This is a genomic window from Amycolatopsis sp. BJA-103 (assembly GCF_002849735.1).
In the GTDB taxonomy this organism is placed as follows: domain Bacteria; phylum Actinomycetota; class Actinomycetes; order Mycobacteriales; family Pseudonocardiaceae; genus Amycolatopsis.
Window position 1 is genome coordinate 3,813,766 of sequence record NZ_CP017780.1, and the last position, 23,919, is coordinate 3,837,684.

General features: G+C 68.8%; 21 protein-coding genes. 10 read left to right on the forward strand and 11 right to left on the reverse strand.

Translation table 11 applies throughout. The features are described 5' to 3' along the window. Window positions 1-90: 90 nt before the first annotated feature. Window positions 91-1,119, forward strand: a complete 1,029-nt coding sequence (locus tag BKN51_RS16520; RefSeq protein WP_146044315.1) for a hypothetical protein — start codon at window positions 91-93, stop codon at window positions 1,117-1,119. A 384-nt stretch (window positions 1,120-1,503) separates the two neighbouring features. Here the strand turns inward: BKN51_RS16520 and BKN51_RS16525 are convergent, their stop codons facing one another. Further along, window positions 1,504-2,457: an SDR family NAD(P)-dependent oxidoreductase gene (locus BKN51_RS16525; RefSeq protein ID WP_101608509.1), complete on the reverse strand. Its 954-nt coding sequence runs from the start codon at window positions 2,455-2,457 to the stop codon at window positions 1,504-1,506. Between the two features lie 40 nt (window positions 2,458-2,497). Between BKN51_RS16525 and BKN51_RS16530 the strand changes: the two genes are divergently transcribed. Continuing rightward, a complete protein-coding gene (locus BKN51_RS16530; RefSeq protein ID WP_233223128.1) occupies window positions 2,498-3,073 on the forward strand; it encodes a TetR/AcrR family transcriptional regulator in 576 nt (191 codons plus the stop codon). 5 nt (window positions 3,074-3,078) lie between these two features. Here the strand turns inward: BKN51_RS16530 and BKN51_RS16535 are convergent, their stop codons facing one another. Then, window positions 3,079-3,915, reverse strand: a complete 837-nt coding sequence (locus BKN51_RS16535) for a MerR family transcriptional regulator (protein ID WP_101608510.1) — start codon at window positions 3,913-3,915, stop codon at window positions 3,079-3,081. A gap of 178 nt (window positions 3,916-4,093) precedes the next feature. On the opposite strand from BKN51_RS16535, the gene BKN51_RS16540 reads away from it, so the two are divergent. Beyond that, on the forward strand, window positions 4,094-4,324 hold the full coding sequence (locus tag BKN51_RS16540; RefSeq protein WP_101608511.1) for a hypothetical protein: 231 nt from the start codon (window positions 4,094-4,096) through the stop codon (window positions 4,322-4,324). A gap of 79 nt (window positions 4,325-4,403) precedes the next feature. Here BKN51_RS16540 and BKN51_RS43135 read toward each other — a convergent pair whose 3' ends face one another. Further along, window positions 4,404-4,559 carry a hypothetical protein gene (locus BKN51_RS43135; RefSeq protein WP_158255754.1) on the reverse strand — a complete coding sequence of 52 codons (156 nt, stop codon included), beginning with the start codon at window positions 4,557-4,559 and terminating at the stop codon, window positions 4,404-4,406. Window positions 4,560-4,595: 36 nt separating this feature from the next. On the opposite strand from BKN51_RS43135, the gene BKN51_RS16545 reads away from it, so the two are divergent. Next, window positions 4,596-5,012, forward strand: coding sequence for a hypothetical protein (locus BKN51_RS16545; protein WP_101608512.1), 417 nt, complete (start codon window positions 4,596-4,598; stop codon window positions 5,010-5,012). A 43-nt stretch (window positions 5,013-5,055) separates the two neighbouring features. On the opposite strand, the gene BKN51_RS16550 is transcribed toward BKN51_RS16545, so the two are convergent. Continuing rightward, entirely contained in the window at window positions 5,056-5,472 is a 417-nt protein-coding gene (locus BKN51_RS16550) for a DUF6892 domain-containing protein (protein WP_101608513.1), read from the reverse strand. Window positions 5,473-5,620: 148 nt separating this feature from the next. On the opposite strand from BKN51_RS16550, the gene BKN51_RS16555 reads away from it, so the two are divergent. Together BKN51_RS16555 and eno are read left to right on the forward strand one after the other, a co-directional pair. Beyond that, on the forward strand, window positions 5,621-6,220 hold the full coding sequence (locus BKN51_RS16555; protein ID WP_101608514.1) for a DUF1707 SHOCT-like domain-containing protein: 600 nt from the start codon (window positions 5,621-5,623) through the stop codon (window positions 6,218-6,220). 179 nt (window positions 6,221-6,399) lie between these two features. After that, entirely contained in the window at window positions 6,400-7,686 is a 1,287-nt protein-coding gene (gene eno, locus BKN51_RS16560) for a phosphopyruvate hydratase (RefSeq protein ID WP_101608515.1), read from the forward strand. A gap of 16 nt (window positions 7,687-7,702) precedes the next feature. On the opposite strand, the gene BKN51_RS16565 is transcribed toward eno, so the two are convergent. Further along, on the reverse strand, window positions 7,703-9,445 hold the full coding sequence (locus BKN51_RS16565) for a cation:proton antiporter (RefSeq protein ID WP_101608516.1): 1,743 nt from the start codon (window positions 9,443-9,445) through the stop codon (window positions 7,703-7,705). A 157-nt stretch (window positions 9,446-9,602) separates the two neighbouring features. Here BKN51_RS16565 and BKN51_RS16570 point away from each other — a divergent pair, with 157 nt between their 5' ends. Next, window positions 9,603-10,319: a Clp protease N-terminal domain-containing protein gene (locus tag BKN51_RS16570; RefSeq protein ID WP_101608517.1), complete on the forward strand. Its 717-nt coding sequence runs from the start codon at window positions 9,603-9,605 to the stop codon at window positions 10,317-10,319. Between the two features lie 5 nt (window positions 10,320-10,324). Here BKN51_RS16570 and BKN51_RS16575 read toward each other — a convergent pair whose 3' ends face one another. Further along, window positions 10,325-11,293 (reverse strand): GlxA family transcriptional regulator, encoded by a 969-nt coding sequence (locus BKN51_RS16575; protein WP_101608518.1) that lies wholly within the window; start codon window positions 11,291-11,293, stop codon window positions 10,325-10,327. Between the two features lie 136 nt (window positions 11,294-11,429). Here BKN51_RS16575 and BKN51_RS16580 point away from each other — a divergent pair, with 136 nt between their 5' ends. The 3 genes from BKN51_RS16580 (at window position 11,430) to BKN51_RS16590 (ending at window position 14,700) form a co-directional block, all read left to right on the forward strand. Further along, a complete protein-coding gene (locus BKN51_RS16580) occupies window positions 11,430-12,182 on the forward strand; it encodes a dienelactone hydrolase family protein (RefSeq protein ID WP_233223127.1) in 753 nt (250 codons plus the stop codon). A 90-nt stretch (window positions 12,183-12,272) separates the two neighbouring features. Continuing rightward, window positions 12,273-13,538, forward strand: a complete 1,266-nt coding sequence (locus tag BKN51_RS16585; RefSeq protein ID WP_101608519.1) for a preprotein translocase subunit SecY — start codon at window positions 12,273-12,275, stop codon at window positions 13,536-13,538. A 10-nt stretch (window positions 13,539-13,548) separates the two neighbouring features. After that, entirely contained in the window at window positions 13,549-14,700 is a 1,152-nt protein-coding gene (locus BKN51_RS16590) for a glycosyltransferase (RefSeq protein ID WP_233223126.1), read from the forward strand. A 73-nt stretch (window positions 14,701-14,773) separates the two neighbouring features. Here BKN51_RS16590 and BKN51_RS16595 read toward each other — a convergent pair whose 3' ends face one another. The 5 genes from BKN51_RS16595 to BKN51_RS16615 all read right to left on the reverse strand — a co-directional run bounded on the left by BKN51_RS16595 (window position 14,774) and on the right by BKN51_RS16615 (window position 23,766). Then, complete coding sequence (locus BKN51_RS16595; RefSeq protein ID WP_233223125.1) at window positions 14,774-17,314, reverse strand: CHAT domain-containing protein; 2,541 nt, start codon at window positions 17,312-17,314, stop codon at window positions 14,774-14,776. 8 nt (window positions 17,315-17,322) lie between these two features. Then, the gene (locus tag BKN51_RS16600; protein ID WP_101608521.1) at window positions 17,323-17,793 is read right to left on the reverse strand and encodes a hypothetical protein; all 471 of its coding nucleotides are present in this window, start codon (window positions 17,791-17,793) and stop codon (window positions 17,323-17,325) included. Then, the gene (locus BKN51_RS16605; protein WP_101608522.1) at window positions 17,790-18,374 is read right to left on the reverse strand and encodes an RNA polymerase sigma factor; all 585 of its coding nucleotides are present in this window, start codon (window positions 18,372-18,374) and stop codon (window positions 17,790-17,792) included. Before BKN51_RS16605 ends, BKN51_RS16600 begins: the two co-directional genes overlap by 4 nt. Next, a complete protein-coding gene (locus tag BKN51_RS16610) occupies window positions 18,371-19,966 on the reverse strand; it encodes a S8 family peptidase (RefSeq protein WP_101608523.1) in 1,596 nt (531 codons plus the stop codon). Before BKN51_RS16610 ends, BKN51_RS16605 begins: the two co-directional genes overlap by 4 nt. A 350-nt stretch (window positions 19,967-20,316) precedes the next feature. Beyond that, the gene (locus tag BKN51_RS16615; RefSeq protein ID WP_101608524.1) at window positions 20,317-23,766 is read right to left on the reverse strand and encodes an indolepyruvate ferredoxin oxidoreductase family protein; all 3,450 of its coding nucleotides are present in this window, start codon (window positions 23,764-23,766) and stop codon (window positions 20,317-20,319) included. Window positions 23,767-23,919: the final 153 nt, after the last annotated feature.

A 23,919-nucleotide genomic window follows, 5' to 3' on the forward strand; every position in this document is an offset into this window, starting at 1 on the left:
ATCCACCTTCGACAATGTCCAAGCCCGGCAAGCAACCTATCCGGCCGTGGCTGCGTGAATCTCATAGGTCGGGGAAGAATGGGGAGATTCATGAGCATTCGGACAACGCTGCGAGCAGGTGTCCTGGTCGCAGCCGCGGTCATGACCACAGCGCTGGGGGTGGCGTCGGCGGAGGCAGTACCGGGCTGGCAGGCGACGCTGCTGCCGTTGCCCGCGGGACACCCGGGGGCAACGGGTTTCGTGTTCGGCACCGACGGGAAGGGTGGCTACGCGGGCGAACTCGCCATCGACGATCACACCCAGGTGGTCACCTGGCGAGAAGGGAAGGTGTCGGTACGCGGCGTCCCGTCCGGCTACCAGGACGCGCACGTCATCGACCAGAACAGCGCCGGGACCGTGCTCCTGGAGGCCAATGGAGCCGGCGGGACGCGCACCTTCGTGCTGGACGAACGAGGTTTTCACGAGGTCCCGGTGCCCGCCGGGTACACACGAACGTGGGCCGTGGCACTCAACGATCGCGGCGACATCCTCGGCACTGCTTCGACGGAGAAGCCGGACGCCCACGTGACCGTGGTGTGGCCGTCGCCAGGCGTCGGTCCAATCGTGATTCCGACCGACGAAGACGCCCGGCCTGCGGATCTTGATACCGACGGAACCGTGCTGTTCAACTCGTCCGGACGGCCCTACACCTGGCGGAACGGGACAGTGGAGAAACTGGCCATCCCGGCCGGGTACACCGTCGCTCTGGCTCGCGCGATCAAGAACGGGACCGTCGTCGGCAGCGCCGACGCGGAGGGAGTCAACGGTTCGACGGGCTTTCGCTGGACATCCGCCATCTCTCCTGAACGCCTGACCGATTCCAGTGCCGGGCTGCGGGTCAACGGATCGGGGCTGATCGCCGGTGCGCTGACCTCCGAGCCAGGAGTGTCCTACGGTCACCCCGCGGTTTGGCAGGCACCCGGCTCGGTGGCCAAGCTCCCGCTGCCCGACGGTTTCGCCGTGGGAAGGGCCTACGCGATCGGTGACGACGGCGCGATCGCCGGGATCGCGGCGAACGGGCCGCTCGACGAAGGCGGCGCGCCGGTCGTGTGGCACCGGACCGAGATCGGCCACGGCTGACCTGAGCGTGGAACGCCGCCGTGGGGCGAAATGGGAACCCCGCGGCGGTTTCGGCCAACGAGACCGAACCACCCCAGGCGACGCCCGCCTCCCGGTACCGAGCAGGGTTTCGCAGCAACCAGACCGGCCACCAGCAGGTCGAGCCCGAACCTGAAAACGAAAGGACGAACGCGGCCCAGCGGAGCGGATAGCCGAGGCAGTTGCCGGCGAACACCTTGGTAAGTCTGTTGGCGAACGGGAGCAGGGGCCCGCGGGCTATCGCGATCCAGATCAGCACCGTGTGGCCGATGAGTGCGCCCGGCGGATGTCTGGGTCGACGGGGAAATGATTGCTCTCCGCACCCCGGCTCGACTTCAAGTCGAGGTCAGCATCGCCCCATCGCGGTCACGTGTCGCTTGCGGGCCCGGGATCTGGAGTGACCCCGGTGGCGGTGCTCGTGACCTGCCAGAGCTCGTTCGCGAGCCCCCGATCCTTGGCAGCCGCCGAGCGGCGTGCCGGACCGGCCGGACCGCGGATCTCGAACGGTCCGGCCGGGCCCAGGTAGTCACCGCTTTCGACCGGTCCCGTGGCGGCCATGAGCTGGGGTGCGATACCGGCGGTGACCGGCTGTGAGAGGTAGCGGTCCGGCAGCACGAGAAGGCGGGACCTCCACGTGCTCCCGCGGGCGAGCGCGTTGGTCAGCAGCTGTGACGTCGTCAGCCCCGGGTGAGCGGCGATCGACAGCACCGGGTCCCCGGCGGCGCGCGACCGTCGATCGAGCTCCGCGGCGAACAGGAGGTTCGCGAGCTTGGAGGCTCCGTAGGCGCGGGTCGGCGAATAGCGCCTGCGCTCCCAATGCAGGTCGGCGAGGTCGAGTCCGCCGGTGCGGTGGCCGAGGCTGGACGTCGTCACGACCCGCGCGGGGCGCCCGCGGTCTCCGGCTGCCCGCAGCGCGGGCATCAGCAACCAGGTCAGCGCGGCCGGGCCGAGGTGGTTGGTGCCGATCTGCAGCTCGAACCCGTCCCGGGTCCGGCTGTGCGGCCCCAGCGACACCGCGGCGTTGTTGATCAGCACGTCGATCCGGTCCCCGGTGCGTTCCCGGATCTCCGCGGCGGCGGCCCGTACCGAGGAGAGGTCTGCCAGGTCGAGCAGAACGGGTTCGGCCGACCCGGCGCCGTCGATCCCGGCTCGCACCTGGTCGACGGCCGCCGCTCCACGTTCGGCGTCGCGAACGGTCATCAGGATCCGGGCACCGGCCGCCGCCAGCGCACCGGAGAGAGCGAGACCGAGGCCGGAGGTCGTCCCGGTGACGACGACGGTGCGACCCGTCAGGTCGGGCAACTCATATGACACTGTCATATGGATAGCCTGCCCAGTTCGGATGACACTGTCAACTAGAATGGGCGGTGTGACACGCACCGAGACCGCCGAGGCCACGCGGCAAGCTCTTGTCCGCGCCGCTTCCGAGCTGCTCGACCAGGGCGGCCCTGACGCTGTGACCCTGCGCGCGGTCGGAGCCCGGGCCGGAGTCTCACGAGGTGCTCCCTACGGGCACTTCGAGAACAAGGAACATCTGCTTGCCCAGCTCGCCATCAACGCGTGGAGTTCCCTGGCGGACGACGTCGAGCACCTTCGCGCGAACCTCGAGTCCACTTCGGACATACTGCTGGAGCGAGCCATTCTGGCGCTGATCGACGTCGCTCGCCGTCTGCCGCACCGGTACGCGCTGATGTTCAGCGCTCCGGCCGATACGCCTGCCGCGCTGGAAGCCGCGGGCCGGCTCGAAGGCGTATTCCTGGCGCTGGTCGCGGATGTGGTCGGTGAGTCCGACGCTCCTCGGTACGGCGCGCTGCTGATGTCGAGTGCGCACGGCATCGCGGGAATGGAACTCAGCGGTCATCTGGCGAAAGACAAGTGGCAGGTCAGCGTGGAGCAACTCGTGCACATGCTGATCGACGCGATCCGACACGGATGACGGCGTCAGCCGTCTGCGAGATCCTGACCGAGGAGTTGTCCCGCGCGCTCGATGCAGCGCATCCGGGCGGGTGAGAAGTCGTACGGCATCTTGGTGAACGCTTCGAGGGCGCTCATCTGCGTGTCGTTTCCCTCGTCCGGGTCTTCGTAGTTCTCGAAGAGCTTCTCCTCGTCCGCGTCCAGCCCGGCGGCCTCGATGGCCTGCCACACGGCCTTGTTATGGGTGTATCGCTGGACGGCAAGGTCTTCGACGCGCGGATCGTCCGGCTCGACACCGTCGTCGAGGGCGGCCTCGGCCAAGTCGAGACGGTCTTCCTCAGCCCGCAGGTCGGGGTGGGTGGCCAGCGCGATGAACAAACCGGCCTGGACGGCGGCGCCCAGCGGACCGAAGATCCGCTCCGTGACCAGCAGGGCCTCCAGGTCGGAGGGGCGCAGCGCGCCAGCGGGCAGGTGACTGAGCCTGTCCGTCACCAGGTCGGAAAGGAGTCCCAGCGGGCTGCCCACGGCCCGCAGGCGCTGAACGGCCGCGCGCTGACGTCGGATGTTGGCCTCCTGGGCGGCCAGGGTTTCATCCAGGAGGTCCAGGTTTTCCTCGATGTCCCGGGTTTCGTCGAACGCGGCCCGCATGTCGTCGAGCTTGATGCCGGCCTCTGCCATCTTGCGGATCCACAGCAGACGGATCATGTCGTCGTAGCCGTAGTGGCGGCGGCCGTCCCCACCGCGCTCAGGCTCCCGAAGCAGGCCGATCTGGTGGTAGTGGCGGATGGCACGTGGGGTCGTCCCAGCGAAAGCGGCGGCATCACCGATCTTGACGTGCCGGGGAGACGTGAAGGAAAGGTACATCGCAAACGGCGCCTCTCGTGCTGTGGTGCCTCCAAGGACAGCACATGCCGTAGCGGCATGTGCAACACGCCAAGCCGTCAACAACTTGTTGAATTCACCTGATCGCCGGACAAGCGCGCCCGTTTCATGATTGTTTGTGCGCGCACGTGTTCCAAGAGAGAGAACTGGGGATGCACAAGTGAAGAAGAAGATCGCGGCAGCCGCCGCCGTGATGGGCGCACTGGCGTCAACGATCGCGTTCGCGCAGCCTGCCAGCGCGGGCGTCGACCCGAGGTACTACCGCGAGTCCAGCTGGTCGACTGAGGGCGACTGCAAGATCAGCGGCCACTCAGGCAAGCAGGAGGGCCGCTGGTCGGACTACTTCTGCTCGGCGTCGACCTATTCGTGGGACCTCTACGTCAAGCGGTAGTCCGTGACGGCGTGGGGACCTGGCGAACCATGAGCGTCCCCACGCCTGCCGGAACCCTGGCAGTTCCCGCGTCTCAGGGCTAGGTTTCCCGAATGGACAGATCCTGGGGGATTCTCGCCGCGCTCAGTCTGCTGCTCGCGGCCTCGGCCTGCGGCGGTCCGGACGAAAGTCCCACGCCGCCACCTGCGTCGTCGACGAGCAAACCGCCTCCGAGCAAACCGGCCACCAGCAGCACGCAGCCCACCTTCACGCCGGCGGTTTCCCTCCGAAGGTGACCGCCGCCTGCCCGTTCCTCGGGGCCGGAGAACTCGCTCAGATCATCGGCACCTCGGGCATCGTCGCCAAGGAAGAACCACCCGGAAAGACCGACACGGCACCGAAGTACACCTGTGCCTACGGAACCGGCGATCCGCCGCGCGAATCGGCGCCACGGCTCTACTTCTTCGCTTTCACCAAAGCCGACCCGAACACTCCGGTCTCCAGCACGGCCAAGAACTGCACAGGCCCGAGCACATCGCTTCCCGGAGTCGGAGACGCCGCGATGTACTGCGAACTGGACGACTACTGGACCACGCTCGCCATCGCCAAGCGCGTCCACGGAGAGACGAGGATGGTGGACCTCCATCTCCCCCATCATCGCGACGACGTCTACACCCAGGTGGCGAAACTACTGGGTGAGCGACTGTGATCCGCGAGGCATCCTTCTCCACATCGAGAGGAGAAGGCTCGCCTCAGAGCCAGTCTGCCTCGATTCCGCGGGCGCGCAACGTCTCCAGCGCCTCCTCGTTGCCCGTGTAGAGCAGCGTCATCGACTTCAGGTGGGGAAAGTGCCGCAGGTCGGCGAACTCGTCGACGTCGAACAGCCCGTCCTCGCCGTCCCAGTTCGGCGCGATCTCCAGGTAGATCTCGTTGCCGCCGTCCATCTCGATCTCGGTGATCTTCTCCGCGAGCTCGACAGGGACCTCGAGCGCCTCGAAGTACGCCAGAGCCTCAGGTACCGCCTCGACGCTCCCGTCGTCATAGGTGAAACCTTGTGCGGCGGCGTACTCCCGCAGGTTGAACCTCGGCAGGAGGTCTTGGTTGTACATCAGCTCTTGGACGACGGCGAGCTTGAAGTTGGTGTCGGCGAACGGGATCTGCTGGCTCATGCCCCGAACCCTATACGGCGTAACGCGGCCTGGTTTTGTCACGCCCGTCATCCCGCCTCTCCGGCACCTGCTCACCTGCGTCAAGGTCGCCGGACCACTTTTTCTTCACAGGTAAGGAAAAACGGCCCCGACCCCTACAATCGCGACCATGTCTGAAGTGGAGCGATCGGCGAGGCGAGTGGCTGATTCCGACCGCGAAAGGGTGGCTCAGCTGCTGTACGAGGCCATGGGGGCGGGCCGGATCACCACCGCCGAGCTGGAGGCGAGACTCGACGCCGTCTACTCGGCGAAGACCTTCGCGGACTTCGAGCCTGTCGTCGCGGACCTCTCTCCGGTGAGCACCGATGCCGAGGACGCACGCGGTGGGCGGTCCTCCATCGCCGTCATGTCGGGCACTCGACGACGGTTCGACGGGCCGCTGCCGTCGAAACACGTCAGCCGCGCCTTCTGGGGCAGCGTGCGCCTCGATCTGCGGCACGCCGAGATCACCGCCGATCCCTGCACGATCAGGGCCGTCGCGATCATGGGCGGCGTCACGATCGTGGTCCCGGAGGACTTCGTAGTCGACGTCCGGGGAATCGGGCTCATGGGCGGCTTCGGGACCGGCCGCAGCCGGACGCGGCAACGGCCGGCGATCGGTGCGCCGGTGCTGCGCGTCACCGGTTTCGCCTGGTGGGGCTCGGTGAAGGTGATCCGGAAGGCCCGCGAGTCGCGGCGCAAGACGATCGGGGGAGTTTCGCGAACGTAGTCGCGCCGGGCGGGTGCGTCCTGCTCCCCGAGCCGGCCGGACGGAATTCGGGATCGATTCAGTGGATCTCTGCTAGTCTCCCGGATGTCTCGCGGCTCACTGGGGTGCCGCGCACCGCAGCCGATACGCCGTGGCCGTCTCGGGCCCGGTGTTCCGGCGCGACTCATCGAGGAGCGAACATGACCGTCATCACCCGGGTCCACGGCCGCCAGATCCTCGACAGCCGGGGCAACCCGACCGTCGAGGTCGACGTCGAACTGGCGGACGGCTCACTCGGCCGGGCCGCCGTACCGTCGGGCGCCTCCACCGGGACCAAGGAAGCGGTCGAACTCCGTGACGGGGACAAGACCCGCTTCCACGGCAAGGGTGTGCGCAAGGCCGTCGACGCCGTCAACTCCGAGATCGCCGAAGCGATCGTCGGACGCGACGCGGAGGCGCAGGCCGACGTCGACCGCGCGCTGATCGCACTGGACGGCACCGCGAACAAGGCCCGGCTCGGTGCCAACGCCACCCTCGGCGTCTCGCTCGCCGTGGCCAAAGCCGCCGCGGCCGCCAGGAACCTCCCGCTGTACCGCTACGTCGGTGGCGTGTCCGCGCATCTGCTGCCGATGCCGATGATGAACATCATCAACGGCGGCGCCCACGCGGACAACCCGATCGACTTCCAGGAGTTCATGATCGGCCCGCTCGGCGCCGAGACCTTCACCGACGCCGTCCGGATGGGCTCGGAGGTGTTCCATACCCTGCGCGCCTCGCTCCACGAAGCCGGGCACAGCACCAATGTCGGAGACGAAGGCGGCTTCGCGCCGAACCTCAACTCCGCCGACGAGGCGCTCGAGTTCGTACTGCGTGCGATCGAGAAGTCCGGTTACACCCCCGGAGAAGACATCGCCCTGCTGCTCGACCCGGCCGCGTCCGAGTTCTACACCGGCGACGTCTACGACTACACCGGAGAAGGCCGCAAGCGCAGCGTCGAGGAGCACGTGGCCTACCTCGCCGACCTGACCTCGCGCTACCCCATCGTGTCCATTGAGGACGGTATCGCCCAGGACGACTTCACCGGCTGGGAGCAGCTCACCGGCGCCATCGGCGACCGCGTCCAGCTCGTCGGCGACGATGTGTTCTGTACCAACGTGAAACTGCTCGAGGACGGTATCGAGCGCGGCATCGCGAACTCGATCCTGGTCAAGGTCAACCAGATCGGAACGCTCACCGAAACCCTCACCACGGTCGAGACCGCGCACAAGGCGGGTTACTCCGTGGTGATGTCGCACCGCTCCGGCGAAACCGAGGACACCACCATCGCCGATCTCGCCGTCGCCACCAACTGCGGCCAGATCAAAACCGGCTCGCTGTCGCGCTCCGACCGCACGGCCAAGTACAACCAGCTCCTCCGCATCGAAGAGGAACTCGGCACCGAAGCCCGCTACGCCGGCGCCACCACCATCAGCGGCCGTCGGTCCTGAGGGCGGCAGGACCAGGTCATGAGGCGGGCTTGTCCCCCAGTTGCTCGAGGCGGGCCATCTCCACGTCCAGGGAGGTTTGCGCGCGGCTCAAGGCCTCCGAGCTGTAGTGGCCGCTCGACCGCGCACGCTGGAGGCGCTCGGACTGCTCGGTGAGGACACGCAACCGCAGCCGCAGATACTGGAACACGCTTTCGGCCTGATCCGGTTCCGGGCGGCCCGCCCGCGCTCCGGACGGGACGCGCACATCCGACCGCACCCGGTCCAGGACCCGCTCGCCGAACGGCCCGTTGCCCGGATCTTCCAGCGCCGGGTCGTCCAAAAAGGACTTGGCCGCCTCGGTCAGCTCGGTCATGAGACCGACGTACTCCCGGCGCAACCGGTCCGGATCCTCTTCGGGTACGCGTGCCGCGCGGATGACCGCCGGGAGCGTCAAGCCCTGGACGAGCAGTGTGGTGGTCGCCACCACGTAGGCGATCAGGACCAGCAGCGCGCGATCCGGCGTGTCCTGCGGAAGGGTCTGCGCCGCGGCCAGGGTGATCGCCCCGCGCATCCCCGCCCAGCCGAGCACCACGCCGCCGCGCCAGCCCAGAGTTTCGGTGAGCCGGAACTCGACGTCCGCGGCGGCACGATCGAGCCGTTTCCGGAGGTTCTCCACCCGCCGTGGTGATGCTTTGTCCAGGCGCTCGGTGACGGCGGGATGGGACTCGTCGCCCCGAAGAACCGCCTGGGTCGTTTCCAAGCGAGGCTTGAATCGCGCCGCTCTTCGTTGTTCGCGGTAAAGACCCGCGACGAGCGGTCCGACGAAAACGATGCGCGCGACGATGACGAGCACCGAGGCGGCCAGGCCGATGAGGAGCGCGCGCCAAGCGCTCGAACCGTCTTCGTGCACCTCGTCGACGAGGGTCTTGACGCTGAGTCCCATCAGCAGGAACATCCCGCTCTCCAGCAGGAAGGCCACGGTGCGCCAGTTGACGGTCTCGGCGAGACGATCCGTCGCGCGCAGGTGCCGCGGGGCGAGGTGACCGGTCACCAGCCCGGCGACGACGACGGCGAGGATTCCCGAAGCACCCGCCTCTTCGGCAGGCAGGAAGGCGATGAACGGGACCACGAAGGAGATGGCGGTGTTGAGCACCGCGTTGCCCAGCAACGCGCGCACCCGGACGTTGACGACTCCGACCAGGAGCCCGATCCCGACCGCCACGGCGACCGCGTAGAAGAACTCCCCCACGATGCCCCAGACGGACACCGACCCGGCGACCGCCGCGACGGCGGACCGCAGCAGCACGAGCGCGGAGGCGTCGTTGACGAGCCCTTCGCCTTCGAGGACGGTCAGCAGCCGGGGCGGCAAGCCGAGCCGCCGTCCCACCGAAGTCGCCGCGACGGCGTCGGTGGGGCTGATGACCGCGCCGAGCGCGAACGCGGCGGGCCAGCCGATGTCCGGGATCAGCCAGTGGAACAGCCAGCCCGCGCCCAGCGTCGACCCCACCACGAGCAGGACCGCGAGGCCGGTGATCGGCCGGATGTTCCGCCGGAAGTCGACCATCGGCATGTTCACCGCCGCCGAATACAGCAGCGGGGGCAGCACCCCCGCGAGGATCAGCTCGGGCTCCACCTCCGGATGCGGGACGCCCGGCAGGAAGCTCAGGCCGATGCCGACCAGCACGAGGCTCAGCGGCGCGGCCAGGTTGAGCCGCTCGGAGAACGCGGCCACGGCCACGATGCTGATGACACCGAGCACGACGACGAGGGTCAGGTCCACAGGCTGTACGGGTCCTCTCGCGGCTCAGGACGTCACTGGAGTGGAGCGTGTCCATTGGTGACACGACATCGCCGGGCCCGCAAGTCGGGGAACAGCCACCCCTCCGGCGTCAACCTGAGGTTGACGAAACCGGTCTAGTCAACCTAGGGTTGACGACATGACACAGGCAAACCCGCCGGTCAGGCTCGACGACCTGATCACGGCGATCACCAAGAACCACACCGACGCCCTCGACCAACTTGCCGGAGCGATGCTGATGGCCGACCACATCGGTGAGGTCGCCGACCATCTCATCGGCCACTTCGTCGACCAGGCCCGTCGTTCTGGCGCGTCCTGGACCGACATCGGCCGCAGCATGGGTGTCACCAAACAGGCCGCGCAGAAACGGTTCGTCGGCAAACCCGATGCCAACCCGTCGCACAGTTTCGAGAAGTTCTCCCAGCCCGCCCGCGCCGCGGTCATCTCCAGCATGCAAGAGGCCAAGCTGGCGGGCAACGCCGAGATCATCCCCGCGCATCTCGTCCTCAGCCTGCTCGGCACCGAGGGCACCGCGGCCGATGCCTTGCGGGCGCAGGGTGTCGATCTCGACCGCGCACGGGAAACGGTGGTCGCGACCCTGCCGCCACGCACCGACGCCGATCCGGTGATGATTCCGTACGACGCCCGTGCGAAGAAAGCGCTCGAGCTGACCTTCCGGACGGCCTTGCGGCTCGACGACGACGGCGTCGGCACCGGCCATATCCTGTTGGCGTTGCTGGAAGAGGAGAACGGCACCGGGTTGCTGTCCTCACTGGGCGTCGACGCGGCGGCCGCCGAGAGGTTCGTCGCGGACGCCGCCGACGAGCCGCCGTCGAACCCCGGCGGAACCGCCTGACCTGGCTATCCGCCCGCGCCGCGACGAAACGCCGCGCGGTAATCCCTCGGACGGCGTCCCGTGTGCTTGGCGAACAGGGCGGCGAAGGTTCCGGGGTCCCGGTACCCGATCGCGGTACAGATTCCGGAGACGGTGCGGTCCGTCGTTTCGAGAAGATGGCGGGCGCGCCGGACGCGTGAGGAATGCAGGTATTCGAGCGGGCTCTGGCCCGCCTCCTCCGCGAAACGCCGCAGCAACGTCCTCGTGCTGACCTTGAACGTGTCCGCCAAGGCCGCCAGGTCGTAACGGGCGGCCAGGTTCTGGTCGAGCCGTCGCATGACCTGGCGGGAGAACTCGTTGCCGCGCTGTGGAAGGAGCCGCGCGTCGACGTAGGGGGTCTGGGACGATCGCGCGTCGTCGACCAGCGCCACCCGCGCTGTCGTCCGCGCCACCTCGGCGCCGCTGTGTTCGCGGATCAGTTCGAGCGCGAAGTCGTACATGGCGCTGAAGGCCGCCGTCGTCGTGACTCCCTTGTCGGTGACGACCAGGTGCTCGGGCCGGACATCGGCCTCAGGGCGGCGTCGAGCCAGTTCGTCCGCGAAGAGCCAGGACGTGGTGGCGCGGCGCCGGTCGAGAAGCCCTGCTTCGCCGAGCAGGAACGCGCCGACACAGATCGAGACGACGACGTTGCCCGCTTCGGCGTGGGACCGGATCGCCGCGACTTCCTTGGAGAGGCCCGCGATCTTCGCGTCGAGGTCCTGACCGGGTATGAACTCGAATCCCGGCACGACCAGGACGTCCACCTCACGCAGCGGCGAGACGGTCAACGCCACACCGCCGGATGCGACGACTCGGCGGCGCGGCGAGACGACAGACACCTCGTATCCGGCGTTGTCCGGTCCTGCGACGTGCGTGGCCATCGTGAGGAGATCGGGGACGCCGAACACCTCGGACGCGAAGCAACCCGGATAGGCCAGGACACCGACTCGCAGCATATGGCGAGATTACCCCTGAATCTGGCGATCCGGCCTATCGCCGCCCATGGGCGCGATGGTCCAGGCTGCGGGTGTGGACGGAAACCTCGACGATGCGATCACCGATTTCTCTCGCTGTCTCCGGGAGGTGGACGGCGTGACGAAGACGGTATACGTCGGGGGTTCCGGGCCCGCCGTGGTGCTGATGCCCGAGATGCCGGGCATCAGCCCCGACGTTCTCCGGTTCGCGCGCTGGGTGCGGGACGCGGGGTTCACCGTCCACCTGCCGTCCCTCTTCGGAACGGACGGGGCCTACCCGACGGCCGAGGAGGGCCAGCAGGTGGTCCGCCGCGCGTGTGTCAGCGCGGAGTTCAGGGCGTTCGCCGGCGGCGGCACCAGCCCCGTCACGTCTTGGCTGCGCGGGCTCGCACGGCTGGCCCACGCCGAGTGCGGCGGTCCCGGAGTAGGAGCGATCGGGCTGTGCTTCACCGGGAACTTCGCCCTCACGATGGCGCTCGAACCCGCCGTCGTCGCGTCCGTGGTCAACCATCCGTCACTGCCGTTGGACGACCCGGGCGGGCTCGAACTCAGCGACGAAGACGCGCTCGCGATCCGAGACCGCGTCTCGCGTGATGGCCTGAAAGTCCTCGCCTACCGCTTCGACGGTGATCGCTGGTGCACCGGCCAGCGCTTCGCCGCCTACCAAGCCCTCCTCGGCGACGCCTTCGACGGCCGCGTCCTGCCGGACGGCGCCGCCAACACCGACCCTCCCCCGTTCTTCCGTGACGTGGTCGGCACGCCGCACAGCGTCGTCACCGCTCACCTCGTCGACTCCGACGGGCAACCCACGCTGCGGGCCAGAGACGAGATCCTCGCCTACCTCACCGAGCGGCTCCGTCCTGCCCGGTGAGCCGGGCGGCGTGTCATCGGGATTTCATCCGCCCTTCCTAGCGTGGTCCACACATGGCGGGCAGGACGACGACGGAGGCCTCAGCAACCAATGAACGACAGTGCCGAGCGGACGGCGGGCAGAAGCTCCCTCCGTCACCGGATCCTGGTCACCCTGCTGGCGATCGTGGTGTTCCGGCTCGGGCAGGACCTGCCCGCTCCCCACGTGGACACCCGCGCGCTCGAAGCAATCCCGAAGACCGACAACCCCTGGTACTGGCTACTCGACCTCTTCACCGGTGGCGGGCTGTCCACCCTGCCGGTGTTCGTGTTCGGCGTCCTTCCCTGCCTGGCCGCGGCTCCGGTTCTGCGCACGCTGATCACCCTGGTCCCGCGGCTGGCCGCGCTCCGGGCCGAAGGGCGAGCCGGCGCGCGCCTGCTGACTCGGTACCGGCGGCGGCTCACCGTCGTGCTCGGCCTCCTCGGTGCCGTCGGCGTGGTCGTGTTCCGAGACCGGGAGGTTTTCGACGACCACGGCGCCGTCTCCATCGTCGTCACGGTGGCGTGCATGACGGCGGGTACCGCGCTGGTCCTGCGGCTGACCGAGGTGATCACCGACCACGGCTTCGGTAATGGCGTCCGGATTCTGCTCCTGGCACAGGTCCTGGCGGTGCTGCCGGCGGAGTCCCTGCGCCTCTACGAAGCGAAGGGCTGGGTCGCCATCGCGGTCATGACCGTCGTGGCGTCGTCGGTCATGGTGGCCACGATCGTCGTCGCGCAGGCACAACGCCGTATCCCGATACAGCACGCGAAGCGGATGATCGGCGTGCGGACCTACGGCGGAAACCCGACCTACATCCCTTTGCGGATCGCCCAGGCGAACAGCCCCGCCGTCCTCGCCGCCGTGCTGCTGTCCCTGCCGGTACTGGCGTCGGGCCTCTGGCCCACCGTGACCTGGCTCGAATGGACCGGATCCCGGCTACGCGACGAAGGAACTCCTTGGCGGATCGTGGTTTACGTCGTCCTCGTCGGCCTCTTCGCGTTCGTCAGGGCGGCGGGAACACTGGACGTCGAGCAGGTGTCCCGAGACCTGGTGCGCACGGGTGGTTTCGTCCCCGGGATCCGGCCGGGCAGCTGGACGGCCGACTACATCGGCTACGTGTACCACCGGATCAGCTTCTTCGGCGCGGTCTACGCCGGAGTGATCGCGCTGATCCCGGTCGCCGGACTCGCTTTGCTGGACGCGAGCCCGAGACTCCCCTTCGGCGGCGTGACCCTCCAGGTGGTTCTCGTGTTCCTCGTCAGTGTCACGCTGGACACCTCGCGGCAGATCAACGAACTGCGCCTGCAGAAGAGCTATGGACAATTCCTTCGTTGAGGAGCCTTCAGTGACACGTCTGTTCTTCTCCGCCGGATCGGGATACAGCCACATCGCCCCCTTGCTGCCGCTGGCCTCGGCGGCGCGGGATCGGGGGCACGACGTCGTGTTCGCGACCGGGCCGAACGCGGTCGAGCACACGCGGGCGAGCGGCTTGCCGACGATCGGGGTGGGCGGACCGGTCGACGAGGCGGCCGCCCGTCGGGCCTGGGGAAAGTACGCACCCTCCGAGCTGGCGGTGATGTCGCCGGACGAGAAGCTGGCCTACGTGGTCACCGTGATGGCCGAGACGGGAGCCGGGCCGAGGGTGGACGAGATGCTGGCCGCGGTCCGCGAGCATCGGCCCGATCTGGTGATCGCGGGTGCCGCCGAATTCGCCGCGCCCGCCGCCGCCGCGATCGCCGGTTTGCCGTACGTGGTGCACGGGATCGGGCCGCCGAAACCGGCCGGGATCATGGCGGGCGGCTGGCGAGCGCTCGACCCGATCGTGCGGCGCTTCGGCCTCGACCGGTTCCCCGATCACGACACCGTCCCGTACCTGGACATCTGGCCGGAAGCGTTGCGGCCGGGAGGAGTCGCCTGGGATCACCCCGTCCGTCTCCCGGTGCGCCCGGAAGGAGTTCTGCCCGCGGCCGGAAACCGCCCTGCCGTCCTCGACGGGCTACCCCACGCGCGGACCGTCTACGTCACGGCGGGGACCTCTCACAACACCCGGCCCGGGGTGCTGGAGACCATGATCTCGGCGCTGCACGGTGAAGGTGTCAACGTCGTCGCGACCATCGGCCGCGACGGCGACCGGGAACGGTTCGGCGCACAGCCTGACTCCGTACGTATCGAGAACTTCCTTCCTCAGCAACGAATACTGCCCTATGTCGACGCGGTCGTCTGTCACGCGGGCGCGGGCACCGTACTGGGCGCGCTCGCGCACGGTGTGCCGCTGGTGGTCTCGCCGCTGGCCACCGATCAGTTCGACATGGCCGCCCAGGTCGTCGAGGCTCGCGCCGGGGTGCTCGCCGATGACGGGATCCGTGACGCGGTCCGCACTGTGCTCGCCGACCCCGCGTACCGCGATTCCGCCGCGTCCCTCGCCGAGCGGATCGCCGCAATGCCGGAACCCGCCACCATCCTGGACCACCTGACGAAGTACGCCGCTAACGTTTGACACGGGCACGGATGGCCAGGGCCGCGAGAGATTCCGGAGCGTCTCGCGCGGCCCGCGCTCGTCCAGCTCGGCTTCACTGACCGAAGCAGACCAACGGCATCAGCAATTCGCCGCAGGTGGCGTCGGCCAGCGCCCTCGCGGGCACCGTCCCCCGCGCCAGCGCCCGGTGGTAGGACTCCATGACCTGGACGACCGCTCGATCGTCGACCCTGGCCACACTGGAGATCACCGTCCTGCTTCCGCTGTAGAGCAACGCGGCGGTGAACCCGAGGATCTCGTCCCCGGGACGGACCACCGCCTGGCCGATGTCGCAGGCGGACAGGACGACATGGTCCGGCACGGATTCGAGCAGCTGGACGTCGTAGGCCATCAGCGGGCCGTCTGCGAGGTCGAGGCGGGAGAAGAGCACGTTCTCCTGTTCATGGTGCCCGTGTGCGGCCAGATGCACCGAGTCGTATTCGGCGAGAGCTTTCGACGTCGCCTCGATCGTGGCGTCGTTGCCTGCCAGCACTTCCGCGCGAGGGTAGACCTCCGCGACGCGATCGGCTTCGTTCGTGGCGTGCTCGAGTCCGGGACCGGCGACCGTCAGCATCGCCGCGTGGTCCGCTGTTTCGCGCGTGGGCACCGTACAGAGGGCGAGCCATGCGGAAGGCGACGGTGTGACCGTCACCGGACGGCCCCGGAAGGGCTCGAGCAACCCCCACGGCACGATCGAAAGAACTCCCGTGGGCACCACCACCACGTCGGCGTCGCCCAGTCGCGTGAGCAGCGGTACCAGCAGTTCCTCGGCCAGCACACCGACCTGGCGGCGCACGGACGACCGGATGACCCGCTCCAGCGCGGCCGGCAGCCTTCGGCCGCAGACCGCGTTCAGATCACTCTGCAGGCGCATGACCGCTTCGGTCACCACGGCCACGTCACCGAGATCGATCAACGACGCACGGTGGCCGTCGACCACCAAAGCACGGAATCTGTCCTTGTCGGCGAGGAAACCGAGCATCACACTGTCCCTTTTGGACAGTTCGGCGCGGACACCGCCATAGGTCGCCCTGGATACCTGAAGGTCGGCCCCTTCGGTCTCCCATCCCCTAGCCCTGATGCCGCGTTCCAGTTCGGCGCACCGACGTCGCGCCTCCGCGTCCGAGGCGCCGGCGAGTTCGGTGGTGCGGATCTTGCCCGCGAGCTGGCGCAGTTCGGCGACGGCGTCGACGGTTTCCCCGTCGGGCCGGTGGGGCCGCTGAATCCCGAAAGCCTGGGCACGGGAGCGTTCCAGCCAGCGGAAGACGACCTCCGGCGAACCGTTCGCCCATGCCGCTGCCAGGCCGGTCTTCGCCAGATCGCGGCCGAGTGAGGCGACACCGGTTCGGAGGTCGAGGCTTCCGAACCCGCTTCGATAGGCCTCGAGCGATTTCAGCCCGGCCCGTGCCTGGGCCAAGGTCGTCCGCCGGTCACCGGTCGACCACGCGAGCTCCGCCCGGGCCAGCTTGCGGAGCAACCGGTTCGCCAGCGGACCGTCCGGCAGGGCACGGTCCGCGAGCGCGGCGCGTGCGGCCTCGGGGTCGGCGAGAGCGATGTTGGCCCTGGCGGCCAAGAGCTTCGCCGTCTCGGCGTCGTTCCGGAGCCCGAGGCCCGTGAGCCGGGTGGCGAGTTCCGCCGCGTCGGCCGCCACCCGTTTCATCCGGCCACCGGCCGTGAAGTCGGCCCGCAGCAGGGTGAGCGCGGCGACCGCGGCCCAGGTGTCGTTGCCGCGCCTGCGAAAGCGACGGGTCGCGCGGCCTGCCCATCGCCGGGCGCCTGCCAGGTCTCCGGCCGCCAAGGCGGCTCGTGCCCTGGTGAGCTCCGCTTCGGCATGTTCCTGATCCATCCGGAGCCGGGGGAAACGCGCGAGGGCGAAATCGAGCTCGGCGGCGGCTTCGCTCGGCAGGCCCGCGGCGAGCAGCGCCCGCCCCTTGTCCACCGCGAGCGGAGCCAACATGCCCTCGCCATGCTCCGCGTAGACCTCGGCCGCCGCGCTGAAATCGCGGAGCGCGGCGGGGATGTCCCCGGTCAGCACCTTCGCCTGTCCTCGTCCTTGGAGCGCTTTCGCCAACGTCCTGGGAAGTCCGTCGGCAGCCCCGTGGGCCGTCGCGATCTCGGCACAGGCGTCGAGGTCGGCGAGAGCGAGCCGGACCCGGCCCGCGGTCTGGTGCAGCAGCGCACGATTCAACAACGCCCTGGCCAGCGCCACGGGTTCGCCGGAACGCCTCAACAGCGGAATGGCTTCGTCGAAGCACGTGAGCGCTTCGGCCATCCGTCCGACCAGGATCAGGGCCAGTCCGCGCTGCTGACGGAGCGCACCGTGGTCACCGGGGGCGACGGGCAGCACCTCGGCGGCGTCCAGCAGGTCGAAGCCGTGTTCGCTGTTGCCCAGCACGACCTCGACACCCCCGAGGGTGCTCAGAACTCTCGCGGCGAGCGCCGGCCGAGCCGGAGCACGGTTCAGCAGTTTCACCGCGGCACGGAGCAGCCGGGCTCCGCGTACGGGGTGCCCGCTGTTGGTCGCTTCGATCCCATCGCGGTGCAGCGCGCGCACACGCTCGTCGATGCCCTTCGGCGACAGGTGATCCGGCTCCACGACCGGCCCTAGAGTTCCATGGCCGGCGTGCTGATCGTCCGGCCTCCACCCTGCGGCCGGGCGATCAGCTGAACCATGCCCCGCGCCACCCTGTCGACGGCGAACCGCCCCTCGCGGTCAGAGCTGATCGTGATCGAGCCGGAGGAGGTCCTGACCTCGATCTCCAGCGCGGCCGGTGGCTGGATCCACCCGTCCAGCCGGACCGTGCCGTCGGTGCGGGCGCCGACGCTGACCATGATCGTGAGACTGCTGCACTCGAAGGTGAGCAGGGTGCTGCGCTCGTCCCCCCTGGCGGCGGGCACCCCTCCGCATTCGATCAGCCGGAAGACCTCCAGTTCGACGTTCTTCAGCCGGACCGCGAACTGGATCTGTTCCACGAGGTTCACGGGTACCGGGTCGGTTTCGTTCCACAGCTCGCGAACCTGGCGGAGCAATGTCCGGTCCAGGTCGTCGAGGGATTCTTCGTTGATGCCGGTCATCTCCACTCCTCGCCGTGGGCGGTGGTCAAGATCTGCTTGAGCCGGGTCAGGCAACGGCTTCGTGTGGGTCCGACGCTGCCTCGTTTGATCCCGAGCGCCGAACTGATCTCCTCGTAATCCGGTCGGTGCACGAAGGCGACGATGCGCAGCAGGGTCCGGCACCGTTCGGGCAACTTGTTCACCGCCGCCCACAACCTCCGCCGCTGATCGGCGGCGACCGCCTCGTCGTCCGGACGCGGACCGGGCGCGGGCACCGACTCGAAAAGACCGTCGGCGGGCGGGCGCTCGGCTTGGTAGCGGGTCCGCGCCCGCCAGGTCTCCCGTTTGGTCACCGTGATCAGCCAGCCGGTGAGGCCGGCGGGACTGTGGATCTCGTGGAGGGAGCCGAGAAGATTCAGCCATGACGTCTGGACGACGTCGGACGCGCCGTCCCTGTCGATCCCCTGCGCTCTCGCGACATGCCACAGCAAGGGGGTCAGGGTCTCGATCAGCCCGTTCAGGGCTTCCCTGTCACCACTCTGGGCGGACTTGAGCAGCGTCGCGAGATGGTCGAAGTCGAGGGCGCCCGATGGCGTGTTCATCGGAGCAGGTCCAATGCCGCTTCGGCCCGCTTCCGGGTGGCGCTTCGCGTGCAGTCCGTGAGCGGCGTTCTCTCCGTCTCCGCGACTTCGATCAGCGCGTTGAGCACCGCCGAAGCCGCCTGCGGGGCGGCGAAGGAGGTTCCGTCCCAGATCGCGAATCCACTCGAGAAACAGTCCGGGTCGAATCCCTTCCGGCCCAGAGCGGGTACATGATGGTCCGGAGTTTCCGATCCGTCGATGTCGGTCGGATGCGTGCTCACCACGCAGACGCCGTCGGCCCAGCAGGACACGTAGGCGCCTTCGTTGGAGAACAACGCCTTGCTGCCGTCGGGATTCAGCGCGCCGACGCCGACCACCCGCGGCCCCTTGCCCGACAGCCGGGTCGAAAGGGCCGCGGGGAAGAACTCGCGTGTCGTCGCGTTGTTGCCCGCCGCGGCGACGACCACCACGCCGTGCTCGGTCAGTTTGCCGACGACCTCGGCGAGCTGAGAGGTGTACTTCGCGGCCGACGGCCATTCCTCGAAATACCCGATGGAAAACGAAATGACGTCGATCATCAGGTCGGGATCGCCGTTCCTCTTCTGCGCGGCGCGAACCCGGTCCAGGGCCTTGTGCAGCATGAGCAAGGTGTCCGAAAGATAAGCGACGCCATCGGTGTGCACGATCCTGACCGCGAGGACCTTCGCGCGAGGCGCCGCCTGCCGGACGACACCCGCGATGAAGGTGCCGTGGCCCGCGTCCGCGGCGACCTCGCCGATCAGCGGGTCCGTCGTCATCGGCCCGTCGCGATGGCCCACCAGCAATTCCACCGGAGCCGTCGACGCCAGCAGTTTTTCGTTTTCGAGAATCGCCGCCTGGATGTCCGGTGCGACGACGATGAACTCATCGCCGGACTGACCCCCTTGCGACGGGTCGTACACGTCGAGCCAGGGATGGGGCCCGGTGCCGGAATCGGGAACCAGCACCGTCGGGCGCCGGGCCAGTGCGGGTCGCGACGGCGCGGGGCCGGGCAGGGAGACGGGGATCCGGGACCGGCCGCCTGCCCGGCCACCGTTGACGCGCTCGCCCAGTCCGGTGACATCCCAGGGCACACCGGTCAGGCCCACGCCGGTGAACATGAGGTGGTCCAAGGAAAACCTGCGCACGACAGCCGGATCGAGCCCCGCCCTCTCGCGACTGGAGGCCTCGCGCATGCGCTGCAGCACTTCCCACGCGTCGATGGTCCGCGCGCTCGCGTCGGGAAGGAGCGCCAACGCGAGCGAGACCGGCGCGCCCGCCGGGCGGAGGTCACTGCCTGACGTGAGGGCCTGCAATCCCATGTCCCGCAGAACGCCCTCGATACCGGAGCGGGTGGGACCGTCGTTCCACGCCTCCGCCGGCATCAGGAGGGCGTTCGCGCGGTAGACGGTCGGCAGGAACCTGCTCGACCGCTCCGACGGCCATCCGGCGACGACCATCGCGTCCGCGGGTCGCAGCACCCGCGCGCCATGGCGTTCCAGCAGTTCAGCGGGACAAGACGGTAGATAGGCCTCCTCGACGGCGCCTGATTCGGGGTACGCGTCCGGGTCGGGCGAGACGAACCTGACCGCCATCACAGCCTCCCTCTCATGACAGAACGGACCACGTCATTGAGGTCGCGGGAGGAGAGTGGCCGGATACGAAACGGGAATCTCGACCGGGTAACGAAATTCAACCGCTTCGAGAATGTTCCGAAGACGGATGGTCGTCGGAATATCTTCGTGTGCCGGGCTATTTCGTGAACCTGACACGGGAGGGCTGCGGTGGCTTGGTGGGGGCCGGGTGATCGCGGGTGACGATTCGAAGAAACTCGACCCTCACGCCTGTCCCAAGTACGTGATGGCCCCCTTCCTTGCGCTAGACGCAAGGAAGGGGGCCATCACGTACTTCAAGCGGCCACGGCGCCGGTACCGAGGCGCCGAGGTCACCCGCTCACGCCGAGTTTGTCCGCCGGGACGAGATCGGCGAGAATCGCGGCCTGTTCCCGTTGGTAGGCCTCGACGTTCGCCAGTTTGACGTCCTCGTAACCGCGAACCAGGTCGGGCAACTCGGCCAGGGCCAGGAGCCTGCCGCGATCGGCGCCCTCGGTGCCGAACGCGGTGAGGATCGTTTCCCGGTACTGCGTGACGAGCTCCCGCTCCACCTTCCGGACGTGTGCCCTGCCGAACAGGTCCCACCGGGTGCCGCGCAGTTTCCGGCCGGCGCGCAGCGCGACGAACAACGGACGGAAACCCGCGCCCAGCGCGATCTTCCGCTTCATCCCGAGCGCACGGAGCACGGGCGGGTGCAGGCGGTAGGCGTAGCGGCTGCCCACCCCGAATTCCGCCTCGATCCCCGCGAGCACGGCGGGATCGAGCGAAAGCCGCGCGACCTCGTACTCGTCCTTGTAGGCCATCAGTTTGTGCAGATTGCGCGCCACCGCTTCGGTGACGGTGGTGGAGTCCCCCTCCAGCACCCGGACCCGCTCGACGAACTCGGCGTACGCCCGGGCATAGCGGGCGTCCTGGTACTGAACGAGTTCGGGGACGCGGATGTCCAGCAGGCGCGCAAGTTCCGAACCCGGCTCGGCGTGCACGAGCGCGCGGGCGCGGAGAGCGGCCTCGGACGGCGTCGGGGTCGCGGCGACGGCGGGAGGAGCGACAGCCGCGTGCAGGCCGTCGGGATCCGCGACGAGCTGCCTGCCGCGACGGAACGCCTGGAGGTTGCCCGCGACGGCGACCCCGTTGAGTTCGATCGCGCGTTCCAGGCTGGCCGCGGACAGCGGGATGGCGCCGGTCTGGTGGGCCGCACCGAGCTGGAGGATGTTGGCGAATTGGTCGTCGTCGAACAGGGTCTCAGCCAGTGCCCTGGCGTCGAGCACCACGGTTCGCGCCGCGCTCTCCGCGATCGCGCCCCGCACGGCCGCCGCGTCCGGGAAGGAGACGGTGGTGTCGACGACCATCCGGCCGGTCGGCACCTCGGTCGTGGAGACGACGGCGGTGGTCCGGCCGGGGTCCGCCACCGTCAGATGTGCCGGGTCGGCACCGACGAGAACATCGCAGGCCAGGTAGAGATCGCATTCCCCGGCCGCGAGTTTCGGGGCCTGCGGTGTCGGCTCGGCGGTGATCTTCAGATCCGAGACGACGGCGCCGCCCTTCTGCGCGAGCCCGGTCTGGTCCAGCGTCCGGACCTGCTTGCCCTCGATCACCGCTGCGGTGGCAAGGATCTGCGCGACGGTGACCACGCCGGTCCCGCCGACCCCGGTGATCCGCACGGAGAAGTCGGGGCTCCCGGTCTCGGGATCCGGCAGATCCGCCGCGGTGATCTCCCCGGCCTGCCGACGATGCTTCTTCCCGGTGGGCACCACCGTCATGAACGAGGGGCAGTCCCCTTCCAGGCATGAATAGTCCACATTGCACGAAGACTGGTGGATCGCGGTCTTGCGGCCGAACTCGGTGCTGACGGGCTGCACCGACAGACAGTTCGACTTCTCGCCGCAGTCGCCGCATCCCTCGCAGACCCGCTCGTTGATCACGACCTTGGCGGCCGGGGTGGCCAGCTTGCCGCGACGGCGTTTGCGGCGCTTCTCCGCGGCGCATTCCTGGTCGTGGATGAGCACCGTCACCCCGGGCACCGCGGCCAGTTCCTCTTGCGTGCTCAGCAGTTCGTCGCGGGAGCGGACCTCCACGCCGTCGGGCAGGCGGACGCCGCGGAACCGCTTCGGCTCGTCACTGGTGACGACCACCTTGGCGACACCTTCGACCAGGAGCAGCGACGCCAGCCGTTCCACCGGGAGCCCGCCGACGGCGTCCTGTCCGCCGGTCATCGCGACGGTCGCGTTGTAGAGGATCTTGTAGGTGATGTTCACCCCGGCGGCCACCGCGGCCCGCACCGCGAGGCTGCCGGAATGGGTGAACGTGCCGTCGCCGATGTTCTGCACGAAATGCGAGGCCTCGACGAACGGCTCCATCCCGAGCCACTGCGCGCCCTCGCCGCCCATCTGCGTCAGGCCGACGACGTCCCCGACCTGTTCCGGCTCCATGAACAGCGCCATCGCGTGACAGCCGATGCCGCCACCGACCACGGTGCCTTCGGGCACCTTCGTCGACGAGTTGTGCGGGCAGCCGGAACAGAAGTACGGCGTCCTGGTCAGCAGCGGCACCGAGATGCGCTCACGGCGCCGTCGCCCCCGCCACGCGGTCACCGACGGGATCTCGTGATGCTCGGTCAGGCGCCCGGCCAGGACCCTGGCGACCGCGTCCGGATCGAGTTCGCCGAGTTCGGTGCACAGGGTGCGGCCGTCCGGGCCGGTCTTGCCGTACACGGCGGGCGCGCCGGCGGTGCCGTAGAGCACCTCCTTGATCGCCGATTCGACGAAGGACCGCTTCTCCTCCACCACGACGATCTCGGTCAGGCCGTCGGCGAACCGGCGGACGATCGACGGTTCGAGCGGATGGATGACACCGAGCTTGAGGATCCGGATCCCGTGCCGAGACAACGTGTCGGCGTCCAGGCCGAGCAGCCGTAGTGCCTGCATCAAGTCCAAATAGGACTTTCCGGCGGTGACGATGCCGACGCGGTCCGCGGGTCCTTCCTGGACGATCCGGTTGATCCCGCTCGCCCGCACGTATTCGACGGCCAGCGGCAGGCGTTCGGTGTAGAGGCTGCGTTCGAGCGCCATCAGCGTGGTGCCGAGCAGGCGGGAACTGGGCTTGTGCCGGTACGCGGGCAGCGCCAGCTCCGGAGCCGTCCACTGTGGCCGGACGTGGGCGGTGCTCGCGGCGTCGGCCACGTTCGCCACGAGTTTCATCGACGACCACAGCCCGCTCGCCCGGGACAGCTCGACGGCGTGGAGCCCGAAGTCCAGCACGTCCTGGGAGTCGGACGGGTAGAACACCGGCATGGCCAGATCGGCCAGCGCGAGCTCGGAGGCGCAGGGCACCGAGGAGGACTTGGCGTTCGGATCGTCGCCGACCAGCGCCACCGCGCCGCCCGCCGGGTCGGTACCCGCGAGGTTGGCGTGCCGCAGGGCGTCCGTCGCCCGGTCCAGGCCGGGCGCCTTGCCGTACCAGAACCCGGTGACCCCGCCGCGCGAAGAGCCGATCGAGGCGGTGAGCTGACTGCCCATGACCGCCGTCGCGGCGATTTCCTCGTTCAGGCCCGGACGGTGCACGACGTCGTGCTTGTCGAGCAGGACCGACCGGCGGCCGAGCTCGAGGTCGTACCCGGCCAGCGGGGACCCCTCGTAGCCGGAGACGAACACCGCGGGCGACGCCCCGGCGGCGCGATCGTGCCGCACCCGGTCGAACAGCATCCTGACCAGGGCCTGGACCCCGCTGAGGTAGACGGTGCCGTCTTCCCGCAGATACCGGTCCTCCAACGTGAACTGCTCCACCAGACCTGCCTCCTTCGGCACCCCCACGCGATGTCACGACAGGAGACCCGACCGCGCGGGCCGCCGCAACAAGCGGCAGTCTATTGCCCTCGATCACGCAAAATATCCGGCCCACCTTCGCCGGTAGCCGATATCTGTTGCGTCTGCGTACCA

Bases quoted from the DNA above. Each gene is read 5' to 3' on its own strand.
- BKN51_RS16530 (WP_233223128.1), top strand. From the start codon at position 2,498: ATGGGCGGTGTGACACGCACCGAGACCGCCGAGGCCACGCGGCAAGCT.
- eno (WP_101608515.1), top strand. From the start codon at position 6,400: ATGACCGTCATCACCCGGGTCCACGGCCGCCAGATCCTCGACAGCCGG.
- BKN51_RS16555 (WP_101608514.1), top strand. From the start codon at position 5,621: ATGTCTGAAGTGGAGCGATCGGCGAGGCGAGTGGCTGATTCCGACCGC.
- BKN51_RS16610 (WP_101608523.1), bottom strand. From the start codon at position 19,966: ATGGCGGTCAGGTTCGTCTCGCCCGACCCGGACGCGTACCCCGAATCA.
- BKN51_RS16570 (WP_101608517.1), top strand. From the start codon at position 9,603: ATGACACAGGCAAACCCGCCGGTCAGGCTCGACGACCTGATCACGGCG.
- BKN51_RS16585 (WP_101608519.1), top strand. From the start codon at position 12,273: ATGAACGACAGTGCCGAGCGGACGGCGGGCAGAAGCTCCCTCCGTCAC.
- BKN51_RS16520 (WP_146044315.1), top strand. From the start codon at position 91: ATGAGCATTCGGACAACGCTGCGAGCAGGTGTCCTGGTCGCAGCCGCG.
- BKN51_RS16535 (WP_101608510.1), bottom strand. From the start codon at position 3,915: ATGTACCTTTCCTTCACGTCTCCCCGGCACGTCAAGATCGGTGATGCC.
- BKN51_RS16575 (WP_101608518.1), bottom strand. From the start codon at position 11,293: ATGCTGCGAGTCGGTGTCCTGGCCTATCCGGGTTGCTTCGCGTCCGAG.
- BKN51_RS16525 (WP_101608509.1), bottom strand. From the start codon at position 2,457: ATGACAGTGTCATATGAGTTGCCCGACCTGACGGGTCGCACCGTCGTC.
- BKN51_RS16600 (WP_101608521.1), bottom strand. From the start codon at position 17,793: ATGACCGGCATCAACGAAGAATCCCTCGACGACCTGGACCGGACATTG.
- BKN51_RS16605 (WP_101608522.1), bottom strand. From the start codon at position 18,374: ATGAACACGCCATCGGGCGCCCTCGACTTCGACCATCTCGCGACGCTG.
- BKN51_RS16550 (WP_101608513.1), bottom strand. From the start codon at position 5,472: ATGAGCCAGCAGATCCCGTTCGCCGACACCAACTTCAAGCTCGCCGTC.